At 49.6% G+C, this 19,468-nt stretch carries 19 protein-coding genes; 4 read left to right on the top strand and 15 right to left on the bottom strand.

Annotated elements, in window-relative coordinates; genetic code table 11:
- Positions 1-74: 74 nt before the first annotated feature.
- The 5 genes from envZ to BUB81_RS02940 all read right to left on the bottom strand — a co-directional run bounded on the left by envZ (position 75) and on the right by BUB81_RS02940 (position 5,708).
- Entirely contained in the window at positions 75-1,415 is a 1,341-nt protein-coding gene (gene envZ / locus BUB81_RS02960; RefSeq protein ID WP_073317927.1) for a two-component system sensor histidine kinase EnvZ, read from the bottom strand.
- Between the two features lie 12 nt (positions 1,416-1,427).
- Positions 1,428-2,150: an osmolarity response regulator transcription factor OmpR gene (gene ompR / locus BUB81_RS02955; protein ID WP_073317924.1), complete on the bottom strand. Its 723-nt coding sequence runs from the start codon at positions 2,148-2,150 to the stop codon at positions 1,428-1,430.
- A 104-nt stretch (positions 2,151-2,254) separates the two neighbouring features.
- The gene (locus BUB81_RS02950; protein ID WP_073317921.1) at positions 2,255-3,508 is read right to left on the bottom strand and encodes an ArsB/NhaD family transporter; all 1,254 of its coding nucleotides are present in this window, start codon (positions 3,506-3,508) and stop codon (positions 2,255-2,257) included.
- 182 nt (positions 3,509-3,690) lie between these two features.
- Complete coding sequence (locus tag BUB81_RS02945; protein ID WP_073317918.1) at positions 3,691-4,587, bottom strand: phosphoribulokinase; 897 nt, start codon at positions 4,585-4,587, stop codon at positions 3,691-3,693.
- Positions 4,588-4,694: 107 nt separating this feature from the next.
- Complete coding sequence (locus BUB81_RS02940) at positions 4,695-5,708, bottom strand: potassium channel family protein (RefSeq protein WP_073317915.1); 1,014 nt, start codon at positions 5,706-5,708, stop codon at positions 4,695-4,697.
- 220 nt (positions 5,709-5,928) lie between these two features.
- Here BUB81_RS02940 and BUB81_RS02935 point away from each other — a divergent pair, with 220 nt between their 5' ends.
- A complete protein-coding gene (locus BUB81_RS02935; protein WP_073317912.1) occupies positions 5,929-6,180 on the top strand; it encodes a superinfection immunity protein in 252 nt (83 codons plus the stop codon).
- A gap of 50 nt (positions 6,181-6,230) precedes the next feature.
- Here the strand turns inward: BUB81_RS02935 and BUB81_RS02930 are convergent, their stop codons facing one another.
- From BUB81_RS02930 to prmA, 7 genes are all read right to left on the bottom strand, one after another.
- Positions 6,231-7,040: a putative porin gene (locus BUB81_RS02930; RefSeq protein ID WP_073317909.1), complete on the bottom strand. Its 810-nt coding sequence runs from the start codon at positions 7,038-7,040 to the stop codon at positions 6,231-6,233.
- A 233-nt stretch (positions 7,041-7,273) separates the two neighbouring features.
- Complete coding sequence (gene purD / locus BUB81_RS02925; RefSeq protein WP_073317906.1) at positions 7,274-8,560, bottom strand: phosphoribosylamine--glycine ligase; 1,287 nt, start codon at positions 8,558-8,560, stop codon at positions 7,274-7,276.
- Between the two features lie 17 nt (positions 8,561-8,577).
- Complete coding sequence (locus tag BUB81_RS02920) at positions 8,578-9,390, bottom strand: class I SAM-dependent methyltransferase (protein ID WP_073317903.1); 813 nt, start codon at positions 9,388-9,390, stop codon at positions 8,578-8,580.
- 84 nt (positions 9,391-9,474) lie between these two features.
- Positions 9,475-11,073 (bottom strand): bifunctional phosphoribosylaminoimidazolecarboxamide formyltransferase/IMP cyclohydrolase, encoded by a 1,599-nt coding sequence (gene purH / locus BUB81_RS02915; RefSeq protein WP_073317900.1) that lies wholly within the window; start codon positions 11,071-11,073, stop codon positions 9,475-9,477.
- Between the two features lie 170 nt (positions 11,074-11,243).
- Positions 11,244-11,537, bottom strand: a complete 294-nt coding sequence (fis, locus tag BUB81_RS02910; protein WP_073317897.1) for a DNA-binding transcriptional regulator Fis — start codon at positions 11,535-11,537, stop codon at positions 11,244-11,246.
- Between the two features lie 30 nt (positions 11,538-11,567).
- Entirely contained in the window at positions 11,568-12,566 is a 999-nt protein-coding gene (gene dusB / locus BUB81_RS02905) for a tRNA dihydrouridine synthase DusB (RefSeq protein WP_073317894.1), read from the bottom strand.
- 205 nt (positions 12,567-12,771) lie between these two features.
- Complete coding sequence (prmA, locus tag BUB81_RS02900; RefSeq protein ID WP_073318690.1) at positions 12,772-13,653, bottom strand: 50S ribosomal protein L11 methyltransferase; 882 nt, start codon at positions 13,651-13,653, stop codon at positions 12,772-12,774.
- A gap of 185 nt (positions 13,654-13,838) precedes the next feature.
- Between prmA and BUB81_RS02895 the strand changes: the two genes are divergently transcribed.
- Positions 13,839-15,443 (top strand): amidase, encoded by a 1,605-nt coding sequence (locus BUB81_RS02895; protein WP_073317891.1) that lies wholly within the window; start codon positions 13,839-13,841, stop codon positions 15,441-15,443.
- Positions 15,444-15,497: 54 nt separating this feature from the next.
- Here BUB81_RS02895 and BUB81_RS02890 read toward each other — a convergent pair whose 3' ends face one another.
- The 3 genes from BUB81_RS02890 to BUB81_RS02880 all read right to left on the bottom strand — a co-directional run bounded on the left by BUB81_RS02890 (position 15,498) and on the right by BUB81_RS02880 (position 16,833).
- The gene (locus BUB81_RS02890; RefSeq protein ID WP_073317888.1) at positions 15,498-15,791 is read right to left on the bottom strand and encodes a high-potential iron-sulfur protein; all 294 of its coding nucleotides are present in this window, start codon (positions 15,789-15,791) and stop codon (positions 15,498-15,500) included.
- Positions 15,792-15,968: 177 nt separating this feature from the next.
- A complete protein-coding gene (locus BUB81_RS02885; protein WP_342742585.1) occupies positions 15,969-16,625 on the bottom strand; it encodes a flavin reductase family protein in 657 nt (218 codons plus the stop codon).
- A gap of 16 nt (positions 16,626-16,641) precedes the next feature.
- Entirely contained in the window at positions 16,642-16,833 is a 192-nt protein-coding gene (locus tag BUB81_RS02880; protein ID WP_073317885.1) for a zinc ribbon domain-containing protein, read from the bottom strand.
- 68 nt (positions 16,834-16,901) lie between these two features.
- Here BUB81_RS02880 and BUB81_RS02875 point away from each other — a divergent pair, with 68 nt between their 5' ends.
- A complete protein-coding gene (locus BUB81_RS02875; RefSeq protein WP_073318684.1) occupies positions 16,902-17,198 on the top strand; it encodes an HNH endonuclease in 297 nt (98 codons plus the stop codon).
- Between the two features lie 49 nt (positions 17,199-17,247).
- Positions 17,248-19,371, top strand: coding sequence for an exonuclease domain-containing protein (locus BUB81_RS02870; RefSeq protein WP_073317882.1), 2,124 nt, complete (start codon positions 17,248-17,250; stop codon positions 19,369-19,371).
- The last annotated feature ends 97 nt before the right edge of the window (positions 19,372-19,468 follow it).

Below are 19,468 nucleotides of genomic sequence, written 5' to 3'. Positions count from 1 at the left end.
CGATTCAGGGACGACGAAATGGGAATGTTCAGGGATGACGGAATGGGAAAATTCAGGAGTGCCAGAGTCGCGCTCTACAACCCTTCACTGGGCAGCCAGAATTCAGCAATGAGTCCGCCGTGGGGGTGATTTCTTAAGCTGATTTGCCCGCCGTGCATTTCAATGATGCGTTTGGTAATTGCCAGGCCGAGCCCTGAGCCACCTGAACCTCGGGCGGTGTCGCCCTGAGAAAACGGCCGAAACATGGATTCCAGACAGTCTTCCGGAATGCCCGGGCCAAAGTCACGGATCGCACATACCACACGATGGTGCTTTTCTTCGTAATAGCTGGTGACTTCAATTTTATTGCTGCCGTAGCGGAACGCGTTTTCAATGAGGTTTTCCATCACCCGTTTAACCGCGACTTTGCGCAGCGGAATGGGCGGCAATGGGTTTAGCTCGGTGTGAATATGTTTGGCTTCCTGACCATCAGCCTGACTGGACGCATTGGCCTGACGATTGTGTACCAGTTCGTTGATCAGGGCGTTCAGGTTAAGGACTTCTTGTTTTTCCTGCTGCTCCTGACGGGCATACTCAATAAACTGGTCGATGATGGCGTTCATGTCTTCGATGTCGCTGACAATGCCTTCTTTTATCCAGTCCTGATCGTCTGGCAGCATTTCAGTTGCCAGGCGAATACGGGTAAGCGGCGTACGCAGGTCGTGGGAAATACCCGCGGTCATTACCATACGGTCGTGCTCAAGCTGTTTAATGCCCTGGTTCATGCGGTTAAACGCGCGGGTTACTTCGATCATCTCGCTGCTGCCTTCTTCAGGCAGAGGCGGTGGGAACTGCCCGCGACCAACCTTCATTGCGGCGCGTTGTAAGGCACTTAACGGGCGGTTCAGCCGCAGTACAAATAGCCAGCCGCCACCCACACTCAGAATACCAATAAGCAGCAAATACAAAGTAAGTGGGAAGATATTGGCGTCGCTGAGTCCGTACACTGGCATGCGGATCCACATGTCCGGCAGGCTTTCTATATTCAGCCATACATAATAAGGGGTGTCCTGTTCGGTAAGTAACGGCGTACTGATGCGCACTTCGGCTTTTTCACCCAGTTGCTGACTTACCTGATCAGACATAAATTTGTAGAAGGTGGCCTGCCCCAGTTCTTCTGTTTGCGCTTGCTGAAAGCTGAAAAACTCAATGCCCGTGTTGGCACTGAGCTTGTCGATGTAGCCCGGGTCGGTCACCAGTGCACGCTGGGTTTTTAGCGTCGCTGCCTGGGTTGCTATCAGGCTGTTGATTTGCTCATAGCTGGGGCGAATAAAATACAGGGTAACCGACAGATACGAGACTACCTGGTTGATTAGCAATAGTACGCCAATCAACATCACCGTTTGCCCGAAGGCACTTTTAGGAAGTAGTCTCACTGGGTAGGTAACTTATACCGCTTCGCCATCAGGCACGAACACATAGCCCAGACCCCAAACGGTCTGAATATACCGTGGGCTGGCAGGGTCTTTCTCTAACATGCGGCGCAGGCGCGAAACCTGCACGTCGATGCTGCGCTCCAGCGCACTGTAATCACGGCCACGCGCGAGGTTCATGAGTTTGTCGCGCGACAAGGGTTCGCGTGGGTGAGTAACCAGCGATTTCAGTACAGCAAACTCGCCACTGGTCAGCGACAGCGGTTTGCCATCGGCGGTCATTTCACGGGTGGCCAGATTCAGGCGGTATTCGCCAAACTCCACGATCTGTTCTTCCAGCGAGGGCGCGCCGGGTGCCTCAATGGTTTGGCGACGCAGCACTGCACGTGCTCTGGCTAACAATTCACGGGGGTTAAAAGGTTTTGGCAGGTAGTCATCGGCGCCCATTTCAAGACCAATGATTCGGTCTACCTCGTCGCCCTTGGCGGTCAGCATAATAATGGGCATCTTACTTTCGGCCTGTCGCAGGCGTCGGCATATGGATAAGCCGTCTTCACCCGGTAACATGAGATCCAGAACCATCAGGTGAAAGTTCTCGCGCTCTAACAGACGGTCCATCTGTTCAGAGTTGGCGGCACTGCGAACCTGAAATCCCTGTTCTACCAAATAGCGTTCCAACAGACTGCGCAAGCGCATGTCGTCGTCGACAACCAATATTTTTGATGTTTCCTGACCCATTGCCGGCCCCAATTACTAATGTACTCGTTGCAACTATAACCCTAAGTGCAGCAAGACAAAAGTGCCCAGATGTTTCAGCGAAATGTGGATTGTTACAAAGCGTGTCAGGCAACCGGCATAATATAAGTGGCCACCCCGTACACCAGGGCGTAACCCAGAGAGTAAGCAACCAGTAGCAGTACAAAGTACTTGCCATAACGCGCGAAGCTCAAGCCCTGTACTTTGCTCATGGCAACAATACCTGCTGCTGAGCCGATGATCAGCAGGGAACCGCCCACACCTACAGCATAGGTCAGCAGCATCCATTCGCTCACGGTCATGGTGATATTGGCTTTCAGCAATGCGGCGGTCAGCGGCACGTTGTCTATCAACGCTGACAATGCGCCCATGATGTAGTTGGCCACCGTAGGCGGAAACATCTCGTAAAGATAAAGCAAGGAATGTAATGCTTCGATGTGCTCCAGCATACCTACCAGTAATAACACCCCCAGGAAGAACAGCAGGGTGTCGAACTCGATGTAGCGAATATAGTCCAGGATCGGGTCCTGGTCGTCGTCATCGCCCAGTGAATTCGCCACCAGAAACATAATGGCCATGCCAGCCAGAAAACTCAGCATAGGGGGAATAGAAAACAAGACGTTCAGGATTAGGGTGAACAGGATTGTGGCCAGGAAAATACCGGCAATCACATAGTCGATACGGCTGGTGTCGTGCTGCGTTTTACGAATTTTAACCACACCGCTCATGCCGGTACTCAACAAGGTGGCCAGCAGCATGACTGCCAAAAACGACGGGACGAGTAACCAGAACAGTTGAGTAATAGTGACCTTGTGCTGCATAAATATCATCAGCGTGGTGACATCGCCGGTGATCAGCGAAACCCCGCCGGAATTAACCGAAAAAACCACCAGTACGGCAAAACGCAGTGTTTGATTGAGCGGTAAGCCCAGAGACAGCACCATGGCAATTGATACCAGGGTAGCAGTTATGTTGTCGGCCAGAGACGAGAAGCAAAAGCTGAACAGCGCAGTGATAAACATCAGCTTTTTGAGTGATATTTGCGATGGCATCACCAAATTGAGCATGTTGGCAATCAAGCCTTTGCGGTTGAGGTAGGCCACAAACGTCATGGCCGCTACCAGGAACAGCCAGAGCGTTGAGATTTCCGTAATGTTATGCAGCAGCCCTTCGTTAATGTGTTCAGTTTGCTCGGGGCCAGAGGACGACATAAACAGCAGCATCCAGGCAAGGGTGCCAAAAAACAGCGTAATTTTGGCTTTGTTGACGTGTAAAACTTCTTCGAACATAACGCCTAGCAGAGCCAGGGCGGCGAGGAGAATGAGGACAGTATCGAGCATAACGATTTCACCACAATAACAGTGGCGATATTGTAGGGTTGTGGTGTGTTGAGTAAAGTGAAAACACGCCCAACCGGACGTGTTTTGAGGTATATCAGCTATTCATTTAACGAATGCACGACCTTGGTCTTAATACTAAAGAAAGCCAATGTAATCAGCGTGTTAAATATATGTTTGAACTGTTACTGAACCCAGTCCATTTGATAGCCACGCTTCTGCTTACGCTTCATGAGATCTTCGATTAACGGGGTTAATATTAACTCCATAGCCAGACCCATTTTGCCACCCGGCACAACCAGCGTATTAATCCGCGACATGAACGAGCCGTCGATCATTTGCAGTAAATACGGGAAGTTGACGTTTTTCATTTCGCGGCGAAAACGAACTACCACAAAGCTTTCGTCTTGCGTTGGGATTTCCCGCGCGCTGAATGGGTTCGATGTGTCAACGGTAGGTACGCGCTGGAAATTCACGTGAGTACGAGAAAACTGCGGTGTGATGTAATGGAAGTAGTCGTCCAGACCTCGCACAATGCTGCTCATTACGGCTTCGCGTGAATGCCCGCGGTCGGTGGTGTCCCGTACAATCTTCTGAATCCACTCCAGGTTTACGATGGGTACCATGCCAACCAGCAGGTCCACGTGTTTGGCTACATCAATATCTTCGGTTTTTACCCCGCCGTGCAGCCCTTCGTAGAACAATAAATCGGTGTTGGCCGGTAATTCCTGCCAGGGCGTAAACGTGCCTGGCATTTGGTTAAACGGGACCGCATCGTCGAAGGTGTGCAGGTATTGTCGAAACTTGCCACTACCGTCGTCACCGTATTGCTGGAACAGGGTTTCCAGTAATGCAAAGTCGTTTGCTTTCGGGCCAAAGTAGCTAATGTGCCGGCCCTGCTCCTGAGCTTTGCGAATTTCAACTTCCATTTCAGGGCGGGTGAAGCGGTGAAAGCTGTCTCCGCCTACGTAGGCGGCATCAATGTTTAAATTGCGAAAAATGTGGCGAATGGCATTGGTGGTGGTAGTCGTACCCGCACCGGAAGAACCTGTTATCGCTATAATGGGATGTTTAACCGACATGACAATTCTTTGTTAAGTGGACACACTGCAACCGGGTTGCTAACCAGGGAGTGCTGTCTCAGCGCGAGAAAACCAGACCCTAGTTATATGCTGTGCGAGCAGAATAATCAAGCGTCATCCTTTTTTGGTGTCTGGTGTGAAACAAGGGACTTACCACAGTGGGGGCAGAAGTTTACGCCCTGCGCTCCCCCGGTTTGACGGGTGTTTTCCACCGCCAGATCAATGAGCAGGTTGGCCTGTTCATCGTCTAAATCCAGTGCTTCGCGCAGCTGATTTAAACGGCCCAACTCGTGCGGCGACAGGCTGCCATCTTCCATGACTTCCAGTACGTGTTTGCGGAAAGTATCTCTGCGCACCCGGCTAAGTTCTGACAACCTGGCGGCTAAAATACCGGCCGGAAGTGCAAAGATACCGACACCTAAAATAGTAATAATGCCAGAAAATAGTTTGCCCAGCGGCGTGATGGGCGTCACATCACCGTAACCTACCGTGGTCAGCGTGTTGATGGCCCACCACAGTGCAGCAGGGATGCTACCAAATGCATTGGGTTGTGCGTGCTGTTCAATGTAATACATTCCGGTAGCAGACAGGACCATCACAATGATCAGCACGGATACTGCTGCGAATAATACCCGGGCCTCTTTGCGAATAACGGTAAGCAACAGGTTTACTGACCGGGAATAACGGCCCAGTTTAATTAAACGGGTTAAACGCAGCAGTCGTAAAATCCGCAAATCAATGACAAAGAACATACCCAGGTAGAATGGCAAAATGGCAAGTAAATCGATTAGCGCCATCGGGGTAAACAGGTAGCGCAGCCGTTGTTGCCACGGCTCGGTGTAGGGAGCCTGCCGGTACACTTTGGTGTGTGGCGCATGCACACAGCTCCACACCCGGCATACATATTCCAGGGTAAATACCCCAACCGAGAACACTTCAAACCAATACAAGGGCTCGGCCCATTGCTGATGAAAGCTGTGCACCGTAGACATCATCACTGCAAATGCATTCAGCAGAATTAGCGCTATCAACAGCAGGTCGAACACGCGACTGGGCGTATCGCCTTTTGGGGCGGGCTCCAGTATGTGGTATAGGCGTGCCGTCGGTGAGTATTGAGTCATAGTACTTCCTGTTTGAATGACTACCTTAGCTCTCGAAGTAGCGTGAAGGCAAGACATCAACATGCAAACCTTGATTTGCATTAAGGTTTGAAATAGTCAGAAACGATCTTTACAGGAGTTGCCGAAGGCAGCGATATACAAAATTAAATGCGCTTTTTTTGTAATCTTTTCTTCAATACCAAGACTGTATACCTGAATGTATCGCTTAAAGGACAGGTAAATGGACGCGCTATCGCAATTTTTTGCGACCACCGACCCCATGTTGTTAATGGTAGTGGGAGCATTGGTTTTATTGACGTGGTTTCTCCCCGCGTTAGTGGCATTGGTGTTTAATCGAAAACAATTTAAATTGATTCTCCTTGCCTGTGTACCCGCGGGCTTTTCCCTTATCGCTTGGTCTGGCGTAATGGTATGGGCGTTAACGGGGAATATGGTTAACCGGTTCCGCAAGAAGGCTGTTGAACCGGTTTAGGCTATTGTTTGGCAGATATGCCTTGGTTTGCTTACCTGCCTTATTGGTTGTTAGAAACGGTAGCTGGTTGTCAGCGTTACTGTTGCCAGGCCGTCGTCATCCCCGCCTATGCGAGCACCGGCGCCAACCTGCAATGAAAAGTTGCGTGTAAACCAGTAATCTAATGTGAGTTCTGCAATATCACCGTCGTCGTAAAGGTAGTTGGATTCATCCTCATCCATCAGGTAGGTGAAATTAAGACTGATACCAGGATTAAAGAAGTATCGAACATCCAATGTGGTATTTAGCGCACCAGAAAAGATAACCTCAGTACCTATATCCCAGCCACTGCCATTCGTAATATTGGTGTAGCGTGCGAACGCTTTCAGGTTATTTTGATTGTTGGAATAGGTGCGAGCAGACACATAGTCATCTCCATAGTAATAAACGGGTCTGCTTTCCCGGTATTGATAATAGTTGCCTATACCTACCTGCCATTGTGGAGTAATGAAATAGCCCACATCGATGTCGGCGGTTGCGTAAGTTGTCGTGGATGTCCTGTCGTAGTCAACGTAACGTAAATCCGCGTTAACCACCCATTTGTCGTCGATAAACCATTCGCCGCCAGCCTGGTAGAAGTCATATATGTCGGTGGTGAAGTAGCGTCCGTAGGCGCTGTTGATTTTGTTCAGGTAGGGCGAAATCAGATGTGGCTGATTTTCTGTGGGAACATCACTGAAGTAGCGTTTGTATTGCAAGCCGATAAACGGCGAGGTGTAATCCTGTAAATCGCCAATGCCGAAAGTCACTTCGTTTTGTGCCGCGACGCTGGAAAAAGACAAGAGTAGGGGGCTACTGAATAAGAGCGTTTTTAATCGCATAACCATTCCTTGATTAAAGACTAACTGATACAGGAAAGCTGATACTTCAGTTGCGAGTGCACCAATCCATGCTTTATATAATTACTGTAGTAAGTCTGTGCAACTTAACTAAAAGTTCCAAATAACAAAAAACGGGTCACTGTGGTGGTGAAAAACGTTGGTCAAATATGGCTATTAAGAAGTGATAGAAACAACCAACCCTACTCATTGGCAGGGTTGGCGTTTAAGTACGATTAGCTGTTTTCGCGGGCAATGGCGCGGTAAGCAATATCGTTGCGGTAGTATACGTCTTCCCAGTCAATCGCCTTGGTTAACACATAGGCTTGTTGTTGGGCTTCGGTCACGCTGTTCCCTAATGCAGTAGCGCACAAAACACGTCCGCCGCTGGTTACAACGTCGTCACCGTTTAATGCAGTACCTGCGTGGAATACTTTACCGTCAAGTTTGGCGGCATCATCCAGACCATTGATGACTTTGCCTTTGGCATAATCACCCGGGTAACCACCTGCGGCCAATACCACGCCAACAGACGCACGTGGGTCGAAGTCGATATTTGTACCGGCCAATTCGCCTTTACAGGCTTTCAGGCACAGTGCCACCAGGTCAGACTGTAAACGCAACATGATCGGCTGTGTTTCCGGATCGCCAAAGCGGCAGTTGTATTCAATTACCTTAGGCGTGCCGTCTTCCATGATCATCAGGCCTGCATACAAGAAGCCGACATAGGGGTAGCCTTCTGCAGCCATACCGGCAACAGTAGGGTTGATCACTTCATCCATAATGCGCTGGTGGATGTCAGGCGTCACTACCGGGGCAGGTGAATATGCGCCCATGCCGCCGGTGTTGGGGCCTGAGTCGCCGTCGCCGGCACGTTTGTGGTCCTGACTGGTTGCGAAGGCCGCTACGTCTTTACCGTCTACCATGACGATGAAAGAGGCTTCTTCGCCGTCCAGGAACTCTTCAATAACAACACGGCTGCCTGCGTCGCCAAAGGCGTTGCCAGCCAGCATATCGCGAATAGCGTCTTCCGCTTCCTGCAAGGTCATCGCCACGATGACGCCTTTACCAGCCGCCAAGCCGTCGGCTTTAACCACGATCGGCGCACCTTTTTCACGAACGTAGGCCAAAGCAGGTTCGATCTCGGTGAAGTTTTGGTACTCAGCAGTTGGAATGTTGTGACGGGCGAGGAAGTCTTTGGTAAACGCTTTTGAGCCTTCCAGCTGCGCTGCGCCTTTGCTAGGGCCAAAGATAGTCAGACCTTCGGCCTGGAACGCATCAACCACACCAATAACCAGCGGCGCTTCGGGGCCGACAATGGTTAAATCAATCTGGTTGTCTTTGGCAAACGCGACCAAAGCGCTTACGTCAGTGGCAGAGATATCCACGTTAGTCAGCTTGTCTTCAATGGCTGTGCCTGCGTTACCCGGTGCCACAAAGACATCGGTTACACCAGCAGATTGAGACGCTTTCCAGGCTAACGCATGTTCGCGGCCACCGCCGCCAATCACAAGTACCTTCATTGAGTAGATTCCGTTAGTTAATCAGGTTTAACAAATTTCAGGGTCATGCGGTCACTCTCACCAATGGCCAGATAGTGGGCCTGGTTTTCTTCCCCTAAACGCAGTGATGGAGGTAATGTCCATACGCCGCGAGGGTGTGCCGCAGTATCAAGTGGGTTCGCATTTACTTCGCTGCTGGCGACCAGTTTGAAACCAGCTTTTTCAGCCATTTTAATTACGTACGATTGCTTCATGTAGCCTGAGGACTCCATGGTGTCATCGCTGGCGGTTTCCGGTAAACGGTGATCCACCACGCCCAGCATGCCGCCGGGTTTCAATGCGTTGTAAAATGCGGTCATGGCATTCAGCACGCCGTCATCTTTGGCGGCCATATACCAGTTGTGTACGTTTCTGAACGTCAGCACGCGATCGGCTGAGCCTGCTTCTGCCACTGTTAAGGCTTTAACCGGGTGAAAAGCAGTCAGTTCAATGTTGCTGTAGGGGGCGTGGTTCGCCATTTTGTCTTTGAACGCAGCCAGCGAACGCTGGTAGTAACCCGGACTGTCGGCGTCTACAAAGAAGTGCGCAGCAACCAGCTTGCCGTTGTCTTTTAACAACGGTGCCAGGATGTCGGTATACCAACCGCCGCCCGGGCTGATTTCTACTACAGTCATCGTAGGTTGAACGTCAAAGAATCGCAGAGTTTGCTGAGGGTGACGATACTCGTCACGCAGTTTAGCCTTGGCGGAGCGGTGCTCGCTGGCCGCCGCATCGGCAACAGCATCAGCCTGCACGGTAAGCACAGGTGACGATAACAAACTCGCTAGTAACAACAACGCTGATTTACGCATGGGATTTCCTTTCTGTCGTGATTATGCCGTTAGCCTAACACAGAATATTAACATTCGTGATGTCAGGCTAACGCAAATCATCGCTTAGTGGCGGAAATGACGCATGCCAGTAAATACCATCGCAATGCCGTGCTCGTCAGCTGCGGCAATCACTTCGTCGTCGCGCATTGAGCCGCCCGGCTGGATAACGGCTTTGATACCCGCTTCAGCAGCGGCATCAATACCGTCACGGAATGGGAAGAAAGCGTCAGAGGCCATAACAGAACCCGCTACTTCCAGGCCTTCGTCTGCGGCTTTAATACCGGCGATCTTCGCTGAGTAAACGCGGCTCATCTGGCCTGCGCCCACGCCAATAGTCATACTGTCTTTGCAGTACACAATAGCGTTAGATTTCACGTATTTCGCTACTTTCCAGCAGAACATCAGATCGCGCAGTTGCGCTTCGGTAGGCTGAACTTTCGTCACCACCTGCAGGTCTTCCATGTCGACCATGCCGAAGTCGCGCTCTTGCACCAGCAAGCCGCCATTAACGCGTTTGAAGTCGTAGCCGTCAGTCAGCTGACCTTGCCAGTCGCCGCAAGCAAGCAGACGTACGTTTTTCTTAGTTGCAACAATCTCAGCCGCCTGATCAGACACGCTTGGGGCTATGATCACTTCAACAAACTGACGGTCAATGATGGCTTGGGCAGTCGTGGCATCCAGCTCGCGGTTAAACGCGATAATGCCGCCGAACGCTGACGTTGGGTCAGTTTTGAAAGCGCGGTCGTATGCTTCCAGGATGTTTTCACCCAGCGCTACACCACATGGGTTGGCGTGCTTAACAATAACACAAGCCGGTTCCACGAACTCTTTTACGCACTCGAGAGCGGCGTCAGTATCAGCAATATTGTTGAACGACAGTTCTTTACCGTTTAACTGCGTGGCCGTAGCAACAGACGCTTCCTGTACGTTGTTTTCAACATAAAACGCCGCAGACTGGTGGCTGTTTTCGCCGTAACGCAGGTCTTGTTTCTTGGTCATTTGTACGTTGTAAGTGCGCGGGAACTCACTGTGATCGTGGCCGCAGTCTTCTGCACAATCGGTTGATTCAAGACGTGCACCGAAGTAGTTGGCAATCATGCCGTCGTACTCAGCAGTGTGCTCAAAGGCTTTAATCGCCAGGTCGAAACGGGTGTTGTAGGTCAGAGAGCCCGCATTGCTTTCCATTTCTGACAATACGCGGGCGTAATCGCCTGCGTTCACAACAATGGTCACGTCTTTGTGGTTTTTCGCTGCTGCACGCACCATCGTCGGACCGCCGATATCGATATTCTCGATGGCGTCTTCCAGCGTACAGTCTTCTTTAGCAACTGTAGCCGCAAACGGATACAGGTTAACGGCGACCAGGTCGATTGGGCCGATGTTGTTTTCGGCCATAACCGCTTCGTCGGTGCCGCGGCGTGCCAAAATACCACCGTGGATTTTCGGGTGAAGGGTTTTCACGCGTCCGTCCATGATTTCCGGGTGACCGGTGTAGTTTGATACTTCAATAACAGGCAGGCCCTGTTCGGCCAGCAGTTTGGCGGTGCCGCCAGTAGACAACAGTTCTACGCCTGCATCGTGAAGAGCTTTGGCGAACTCAACAATGCCGGTCTTGTCTGACACACTTAACAGTGCGCGTTTAATCGGTTTTGGTGTATCCATAGTGGTATCTTGCTTCGACGGAGGTTAATCAAAAGGGTTGTTCTGTTGCCTGACATCTATCCTTGTAGATAACGCAGTAAGTGTAATAAACCGCCAGGACTTTGGCTCACTGCGTGAAAACAAAAAGAGCACCAGAAGGTGCTCTTTGTTGGGCTAAGCCCAGTGCAGTCTTAGTTCATACCATACTGCTTTAATTTCTTGCGCAGCGTGCCGCGGTTGATGCCCATCATGATGGCAGCGCGAGTCTGGTTACCGCGGGTGAAAGTCATAACTTCTTCCAATAAAGGGGCTTCGACTTCCGCTAACACCAATTCATACAGATTGTCGATGTTAGTGTTGTCCAGTTGCTTCAGGTATTTGTTTACCGCTTGCTTAACTGAATCGCGCAGAGGCTTTTGTGCCTGAGTTTGCGACGGTGTTGTTACTGTAGTAGTAAAAGGAGAAGTTACATTTTGATCGAACATAATACTTTCTTGCTCTTTTGTTAATCAGTCTTAAGCTGCCGGGGAGATCTGTCGGCTCTCACCAGATTGCAGCGCGCTAAAATAGTCGTCAATGGCACTAAGCTGTTCACAGGTTAGCTCCAGTGCATTAAACGTTTTGCGGAATTGACGTTCCTTATCGTGTTCCGATAAATACCACCCCACGTGTTTGCGGGCGATACGGACACCTTGCTCATCACCATAAAAGTCATGAACAGCTGCCACGTGTTCCTTTAATACCGCATGTTGCTCCTGCAACGACGGCGGTGCCAGGAGGTCACCGGTTTTCAGGAAGTGGTCAACTTCTCTGAAAATCCAAGGGTTACCTTGTGCACCACGGCCAATCATTAATGCATCGGCCCCGGTATAATTCAGTACGTCCCTGGCTTTTTGTGGTGAAGTAATGTCGCCATTGGCCACAACCGGAATAGACACGGCCTGCTTAATTGCGCGGATCGTGTTGTATTCGGCTTCACCTTTATACATACAAGCTCTGGTGCGTCCATGTACGGCCAGAGACTGTATGCCGTTTTCTTGTGCAATGCGGGCGATGTCGACCCCATTGCGATTATCTGTGTTCCAACCGGTTCTTATTTTTAATGTGACCGGTACATCCACGGCGTCTACCACGGCTTTAACAATCGACTCCACTAAATCAGGGTACTGTAACAGTGCTGATCCAGCGTGTTTCTTATTGACCTTTTTGGCCGGGCATCCCATGTTGATATCGATGATTTGTGCACCGTTATCGACATTGAGTCGGGCTGCGTCAGCCATTAATGCAGGATCTGCCCCTGCAATTTGTACCGAACGTACCCCGGTCTCACCGCTGTGATCCATGCGTAACATGGATTTGGCGGTATGCCATACCCGTGGATTACTGCTGAGCATTTCTGACACAGCAAGTCCCGCACCCAGCCGTCGACACAGTTGCCTGAACGGCCTGTCCGTGACACCAGCCATAGGCGCAAGCATTAAGTTGTTGTCTAGCGTGTACTGACCAATTCGCATAAATAACACTCAAACTCTGCGCAGAAAATAACCACCTGTCCGAAACGGGGCGCTAAGTGTACGCGTTTTCTTTGGGCTTGAAAAGGCTAAAAATCACACAAAATTTGTGTTCTTAGTCTTGACAAAAAGATTTCAATTTTGTGTCAACGGGGTTACGGCGCGATTACACCGAACTGCTTGCATTAATTTTACAGAATCTTAAAGATTATGACTGTCGTTGCCCTGAAACCCGCGCCCATTCTTGATCTGTTACACTTTCGTCTAAATTGAAGTCGCGGCCGTAGGCGGCCTCGATGCGTGGAATTTGTTCAGCCAATATACCAGAAAGCACTAATAAACCACCGGGCTTACAGTAGCCGGTAATCACATTCTGTAGTTCAATAAGTGGTCCGGAGAGGATATTGGCCATCACGATATCGGCTTGCAGTGTGGGTTGGTTTTCCGGTAAATACACTGACAATCGGTCGTCTACCTGGTTGCGTTGGGCATTATCCATAGACGCTTGCAAAGCCTGAGGGTCAATGTCGATACCAATGACCTTTTTTGCGCCCAGCTTTAATGCTGCAATGGCCAGAATGCCGGAGCCACAGCCAAAATCGACCACGGTTTTGCCTTCCACATCGATACCGTCGAGCCAACGTAAACACATGGCGGTGGTAGGGTGCGTGCCGGTACCAAACGCCAGACCCGGATCAAGCAATACGTTTACCGCGTTTGGATCGGGGATATCCCGCCAGCTTGGGCAGATCCACAACCGGTTGCCAAACTGCATAGGGTGGAAATTATCCATCCATTCGCGTTCCCAATCTTTATCTTCCAGTGGCTCAAGACGATATTTAAAGCCTTCGCCCAAGATCCTGGCTTTTTCAAGACGTTTAATAATAGCGGGCATATCGTCACTGGCATCGTATAAACCGACAACCTGGGTATCCGGCCACAACATGACTTCCCCCGGCTTGGGTTCGTACATGGGCGTATCTTTGGCGTCAACAAAGGTTACGGCCTGAGCGCCATTGGCATCGAGCATGTTGCCAACCTGTTCAGCCAGTTCTGCAGAAGTATCAATTCGAAGTTGTAGCCAGGGCATATTGTTTCTCATTTGGGCCGGATAGTGAGGAAATAGTAATCCACTCCATAGAAAACTATCTATAAAACAGGTCGCCACCCGGCGACAGGCGTTAGTCTACCAATAAACCCTCATCATCCCAATAAGGATTGCGCGTTTGAGGGGATGGTATAAGATAAATTTCCGTACAAGAAAAGAGAAAGACAATGAGAATAAGCGGGCTAATTTTAGTGGTGAGTATGCTTTCAGCATGCGCCACATCGACAGAAAAAAAAGAAGAGCCGCAGTGGCTGTCTGCTACGGCAACTGAACAACTGCAGCTCATGGAAGAGGGAGCTCTGACGTCCGAAGCGTTAGTTGCCGGGTACCTCGACCGTATTGCGTCAATTGATAAAAGCGGACCAGGGATTAACAGTGTTTTGTCTGTAAACCCCAATGCGCTTGAGGAAGCCAGAGCGCTTGATGCGAAACGGGCACGCGGTGAAATCCTCGGCCCTCTGCACGGTCTTGCGGTACTGCTTAAAGACAATATTGAGTCAAAGGAGTTACCCACGACGGCCGGGTCGGTCGCATTACTGAAAAATGAGACGTTCCGGGATTCTCCGCTAGCCGAGAATCTGCGCAATGCTGGTGCTGTTATTTTGGGTAAAACCAATTTGTCGGAATGGGCAAACTTTCGTTCTGAACAATCTACCAGTGGCTGGAGTGCGGTGGGTGGACTGACTAGAAATCCACATATTTTGAGTCGTACAGCCTGTGGCTCGTCCTCGGGATCTGGTGCGGCTATTGCTGCAGGGCTTGCTTCGTTGGCGGTGGGCACTGAAACCAACGGTTCTATTATTTGCCCGTCTTCCATGAACGGTATTGTTGGCTTTAAGCCAACGGTTGGGCTGGTGTCCCGTCGCCATATTGTGCCAATTTCGCATACGCAGGATACGGCTGGCCCTATGGTAAGAAGTGTTGAGGATGCGGCACTGATGGTATCTGTGATGGCCAGTGAAGATAAAGGTGATGACGCAACTGTGTTTGCAGATCGCCCCAGCTCCGCCTCGCTTGCAGAGACTGAAGTTAGCTTGTCTGGTCTTCGGGTGGGTGTGGTCAGATGGCGTCAAGGCGACGACCAACAAGTGATTGCAGTGTTTGATGATACCCTCGACAAGTTGGCGTCCGCGGGTGCTGAATTAGTGGAAATTAACGAGCATTCACAGCCCGACGGGTTTTGGTCTCAGGCGTATTTAGTGTTACTTGCTGAGTTTAAAACGTCGTTGAATCACTATCTGTTGTCTAGTCCGGCGAATCTGCCTGTATCAAACTTAACGGAGTTAATTGGGTTTAACCGTTCATCCAAGCGGGAAATGGCACTGTTTGACCAGTCTATTTTCATAGCGGCGGAAGAAACCGGCGGCATTGAAGACGAACGCTATGCTGCTGCGCTAAACACGGTCAGAACCGCAACGCGAGACGAGGGCATAGATAAACTCCTGTCTCAGTACAATGTGGATGTGCTGATCGCACCGTCAAATAATCCTGCCTTTATTATCGACCCTGTTTATGGCGACAATGCGCCTAACGGCTTTGCGGGCATCGGCTTTATGGCGGCGATTGCGGGATACCCTCACTTAACTATCCCTATGGGGGCAGTAAGGGATTTGCCGGTGGGTATTAGCATTATTGGAGGTCAGTGGGACGACGCCATTGTGCTGGGCGTCGGTAAAGCCGTTGAAACTGCTGCTCCTTTCCGTTTAACGCCGGGTTTTTACTCCACTCGCTTTGACGCACCATCGCTTAGTGGTGTGACATCACCACAGTAACAATTAAACATAAAAAAAGCGGCTGGATAGCCGCTTTTTCGTTGTTCATCGCCTTTAGCCAGGCTTTTTCACCCACGCACTACACCAGCCATTGGTGTTAACTTGTTTGCCTGGGAAAATTGCACAAGGGCGCCACTCAGCGGCTGCATCACCTTGCACGTACATACAATTACCACACTGTGAACCTTCTACAGTAGATTGACTGACATATTTTAACGCTTTCGCGGTTGCGTCATCTTCACTTAGGTGTTCCTGAGCATTGGCGCGCAGTGCAACGCCACCTAATGTCATTCCAATGAGAGTCGTGCCTGACAGCTTAAGAAAGTCGCGACGGTTGACAGATTTCATAAAAACTTACTCCAGCTTGTAAACGAGAATGATTCTTTTTTATTCAGTGCCTAAAACGACAAAACCTGCCAGCGGCAGGTTTTAGGGTACAAAAGCACGGGTCAGTTCATTGTTATTATTTTAACTATTATTACTTATACGCGTCTTTTTTGGATCTACCAAGGACAAAACTGCCAACTATTGATCTGTATTAAACAATTTCAGCGCGGTTGGCGCTTTATCAGGTTTTGCATACGCCATTTTTGCTATGCCAGAAGCCTGGTGATACGTATCTAAGCCGCTGACGCAGGCTAACGATAACTGACTGATGTCTATTGTCCCGTCTTCCTCAACGGCTTGTTCGCGCAGTAAGACGCGCTCTATCCGACCGATTACCAGTTCTGTCTGGTTGGCCTCAATTTTTTGGATAGTTTCTAATCGCAACCCAATCGCCATGGGACTCTCTGCCACAAAAGGTGCAGCAAAATCATCTTGCCAATGCGAGGTGAAGCCGCAGTGATCAAATTCGCTTTGTTCGGGCGTATACCTTGCTGAAGTCTGATGCGCTTGTGCGTAAAGGTTTACTGGTACTGCATTTATTGTGAAATAACCCTGTTCCTTGATATTTTCCAGGGTGTCGCGAGTGACTGTGTGGGGTCGCATCAGCATACCCATAAGTGGCGGGTTGGCACCCACGTGAAAAACCGAGGTCACAATGGCCAGGTTGGTGTGACGACTGCCATTACAGGTACCAATGAGATTAGCACTTTTGTAGCCCGACAGACTGTTAATGAAGTTTGCACGATAACGCTGCGGCATATCGTTAATGGTTTCGCTGGTATAAATCTGGTTCAAAATTGCGCCTTATGGTTTATTCATTCTCAACGTCGGCTTGCACAGAAATCTCACCGTCAACTTTGGAGACGGTGACGACAATAGGCTGACAGCAAATTTGGCAGTCTACAATTTGGGTTTGATCGATGTCGTACATTTCGTCAACTTCCAAATCGTTAATCGTCATGCAATATGGGCATTCAAAGGTGGTGGCGTTGGTTAAACTCATGCTGACCCCCGTAACGTGTTTATTCGTAGTGTAATTACGTCTCAGCAAAAAGGTTGGATTGCAAAAAAGTGAAGAAACAAAAAGCCGATACCTGTGCCTGTTGTGGAAGAACCACATATCTGACGTTCCATCACCTTATTCCGCGTAAAATGCACAGGCGGCCTCACTTTAAAAAGCACTACAGCAAAGCGGAGTTAGCGGCAGGTGTGATGGTTTGCCGGCAGTGCCACAATGGCATTCACAAGTTCTACAATGAAATGGTATTGGCAAAGCAATTAAATACCCTTCCACTGTTGCTTAGCGACCCAACTTTGTCTGCGCATTTTGCCTGGGTAAGCCGCCAAAAAGTCAGGGTTTGTCGCTAACCATAAACTGCTGTATATTTATACATGTTAGTAGCTAGCGGACACAACAATGCGTAAAACACTGCCAGAGCGGTACTATCTGGATCATTTTCACGAATTTCTGAGCTTTTTTGACGGTGCGAATCGGGTGTTATTAACCGATGAGGCCCTCGATTTTATTGATCGCTTTAAGGCCTTGGATGATAACGCGCAGTGCATTGTTGCAAGAGCGGCCAGTCGAAAATATGCCGTTGTGGTGGTGAAAACCTTTCAGTATCAGGAAATCCAGGCGCCTATCGATACGTTGTTTTTACTGCAACAACTAAACTGGTTTAGCGGTGTTTTAAACGGCGGTGCTTACGCTATTTCGCAGGTACTCACGAAGCCTCATTTGCATCAGTTATTGTTAGAAAATGGCATAAAGATGCCCGCCTCTGCGTCGAAAAATGTGCTGGTGGACACCTTTACTGAGGCTTATTCAAAGGGCGCTATCACCGAGTCCGGCGAGCTGGATTCGCAATACCTGTTTTGCGAGTTTGATGCTGTTCTGCGGTTCTTGTTATTTTTGTATTTTGGCCATACCCGAGGACGACTGAATCAGTTCTCCATGCGTGATCTGGGCGTAATGCGAACCCGGCAGGATGCCATCACCGACAGCGCGCGTTTTGAGCATCGCGAAGCTGCTGTGAACGCGTATCACTACGCCAATGCCTTACAGCAGTTCAAGTCGATGAACACCGAACAAAAACGCAACTTTGATCCGGTTGTCGATAAGCCGGTCTACTGTGCTATTGGTCATGATTACCGTGACAGATTGTTATTTGCAATGGGCCAGTTCTGGCTTTCCGAAGATAACCACAAAGCGCTCGGGTATCTGAAGCTGGCAGGCAGCGACAATGCCAGGGAAAAGTGGATACGAGAAACCTATAAAGCTGGCAATAAAGACGCCGCAAAGGAGGCTCTTGAAGCGATTATCGATGATCCGTCGTCCGACACATTGCTGGCCTTTGCTGAAGATTTTTACCAGCGCAAGTTTGGCAGTAAACGCACGTCGGTACTCACCGATATGCTTCGCGAGGCAACCCGGGTAATTTCTCTGGATGAATCTTATATTCAGGATGTCGAGAATGGCGTAGTAGAAACACACCTCAGGGAGAATAAACAAGCGTTTCGTACCGAAAACACGCTATGGCGAACCTTGTTCGGATTATTCTTTTGGGACTGGTTACATGGAGAGTTTGGACTGGTCAGCGAATTTGACCGCCGTCCGCAGGTGTTGAGGCATAACGATTTTTACGCGCGTTGTGGTGAACACATCGATGCGCATTTAGCTGAGTACTGTAATAGCCCTGACACGCTTTACCCGTATTTGCTGAAACAAGCCACCACACATTACGGCAAGGTAAACAGTGTGTTTATGTGGCGTCAGGGGTTGCTGGATACTATACATACCTTTTTGCAATACGTTGATATTCAGGGGCTGGCGAACTTCCTGCGCATGATGACCCAGGATTACGCCAATCTTCGTGATGGTTTTCCGGATATCATGGTGATTGAAAACGATACCCTGTGGTTTGAGGAAATAAAGGCGCCGGGGGATCAGCTTCGTCGCAATCAACTGGTGACGATACAGCGCTTAAAACAAACAGGCTTCAATGTAGGCATAACCCAGGTGAACTGGTATCAGGATCCTATGCAGCCCTATGTTGTGGTCGATATTGAAACCACGGGCGGTCAGGGGCCACAGCACCGTATTACCGAAGTGGGCATGGTAAAGATGATCAACGGCGAAGAAGTCGCCCGTTGGCAGAGCTTGATCAATCCTATGCGTCATATTCCGTATCGCATTACTCAGTTAACAGGCATCAGTGATGATATGGTCGTCGACGCACCCCCGTTTGAAGCCGTTGCTGACGATATTGATGCGTTTACTCGCGGCTGTGTGTTTGTTGCCCACAATGTGAATTTTGACTATGGGTTTATTAAACAAGAGTTCGCGCGTTTAGCTCGACCTTTCCGCAGACCCAAACTGTGTACGTGTGCAAGAATGCGACAACACCAATCCGGTTTGGCGTCTTATTCGTTAAAAGCGTTAACTCGGCATTTCGGTATACGGCTGGATAATCACCACAGAGCATTAGACGATGCACTTGCCGCCGCAGAATTACTGAAAATCATTCAGGGAGAAGGCTAACAAAGCCGGTGAATGTTCGATAATACGAGTTATTCTGATTTGCAACATTGCGAATAATACATACAAACTAAAAAATTATTATAATAAGTAAATTATT

The organism is Marisediminitalea aggregata (assembly GCF_900129565.1).
GTDB lineage: Bacteria > Pseudomonadota > Gammaproteobacteria > Enterobacterales > Alteromonadaceae > Alteromonas > Alteromonas aggregata.
Note: the sequence above shows the minus strand (reverse complement) of the source record. Positions and strands in the feature narration are given on the sequence as shown.

What these genes read in the sequence shown, in the direction of transcription:
- BUB81_RS02870 (WP_073317882.1), top strand. Translation starts at nt 17,248, where the DNA reads ATGCGTAAAACACTGCCAGAGCGGTACTATCTGGATCATTTTCACGAA.
- BUB81_RS02920 (WP_073317903.1), bottom strand. Translation starts at nt 9,390, where the DNA reads ATGCGTAAATCAGCGTTGTTGTTACTAGCGAGTTTGTTATCGTCACCT.
- fis (WP_073317897.1), bottom strand. Translation starts at nt 11,537, where the DNA reads ATGTTCGATCAAAATGTAACTTCTCCTTTTACTACTACAGTAACAACA.
- BUB81_RS02880 (WP_073317885.1), bottom strand. Translation starts at nt 16,833, where the DNA reads ATGAGTTTAACCAACGCCACCACCTTTGAATGCCCATATTGCATGACG.
- dusB (WP_073317894.1), bottom strand. Translation starts at nt 12,566, where the DNA reads ATGCGAATTGGTCAGTACACGCTAGACAACAACTTAATGCTTGCGCCT.
- BUB81_RS02895 (WP_073317891.1), top strand. Translation starts at nt 13,839, where the DNA reads ATGAGAATAAGCGGGCTAATTTTAGTGGTGAGTATGCTTTCAGCATGC.
- purH (WP_073317900.1), bottom strand. Translation starts at nt 11,073, where the DNA reads ATGGATACACCAAAACCGATTAAACGCGCACTGTTAAGTGTGTCAGAC.
- BUB81_RS02950 (WP_073317921.1), bottom strand. Translation starts at nt 3,508, where the DNA reads ATGCTCGATACTGTCCTCATTCTCCTCGCCGCCCTGGCTCTGCTAGGC.
- purD (WP_073317906.1), bottom strand. Translation starts at nt 8,560, where the DNA reads ATGAAGGTACTTGTGATTGGCGGCGGTGGCCGCGAACATGCGTTAGCC.
- ompR (WP_073317924.1), bottom strand. Translation starts at nt 2,150, where the DNA reads ATGGGTCAGGAAACATCAAAAATATTGGTTGTCGACGACGACATGCGC.
- prmA (WP_073318690.1), bottom strand. Translation starts at nt 13,653, where the DNA reads ATGCCCTGGCTACAACTTCGAATTGATACTTCTGCAGAACTGGCTGAA.
- BUB81_RS02890 (WP_073317888.1), bottom strand. Translation starts at nt 15,791, where the DNA reads ATGAAATCTGTCAACCGTCGCGACTTTCTTAAGCTGTCAGGCACGACT.
- BUB81_RS02935 (WP_073317912.1), top strand. Translation starts at nt 5,929, where the DNA reads ATGGACGCGCTATCGCAATTTTTTGCGACCACCGACCCCATGTTGTTA.
- BUB81_RS02945 (WP_073317918.1), bottom strand. Translation starts at nt 4,587, where the DNA reads ATGTCGGTTAAACATCCCATTATAGCGATAACAGGTTCTTCCGGTGCG.
- BUB81_RS02930 (WP_073317909.1), bottom strand. Translation starts at nt 7,040, where the DNA reads ATGCGATTAAAAACGCTCTTATTCAGTAGCCCCCTACTCTTGTCTTTT.
- BUB81_RS02940 (WP_073317915.1), bottom strand. Translation starts at nt 5,708, where the DNA reads ATGACTCAATACTCACCGACGGCACGCCTATACCACATACTGGAGCCC.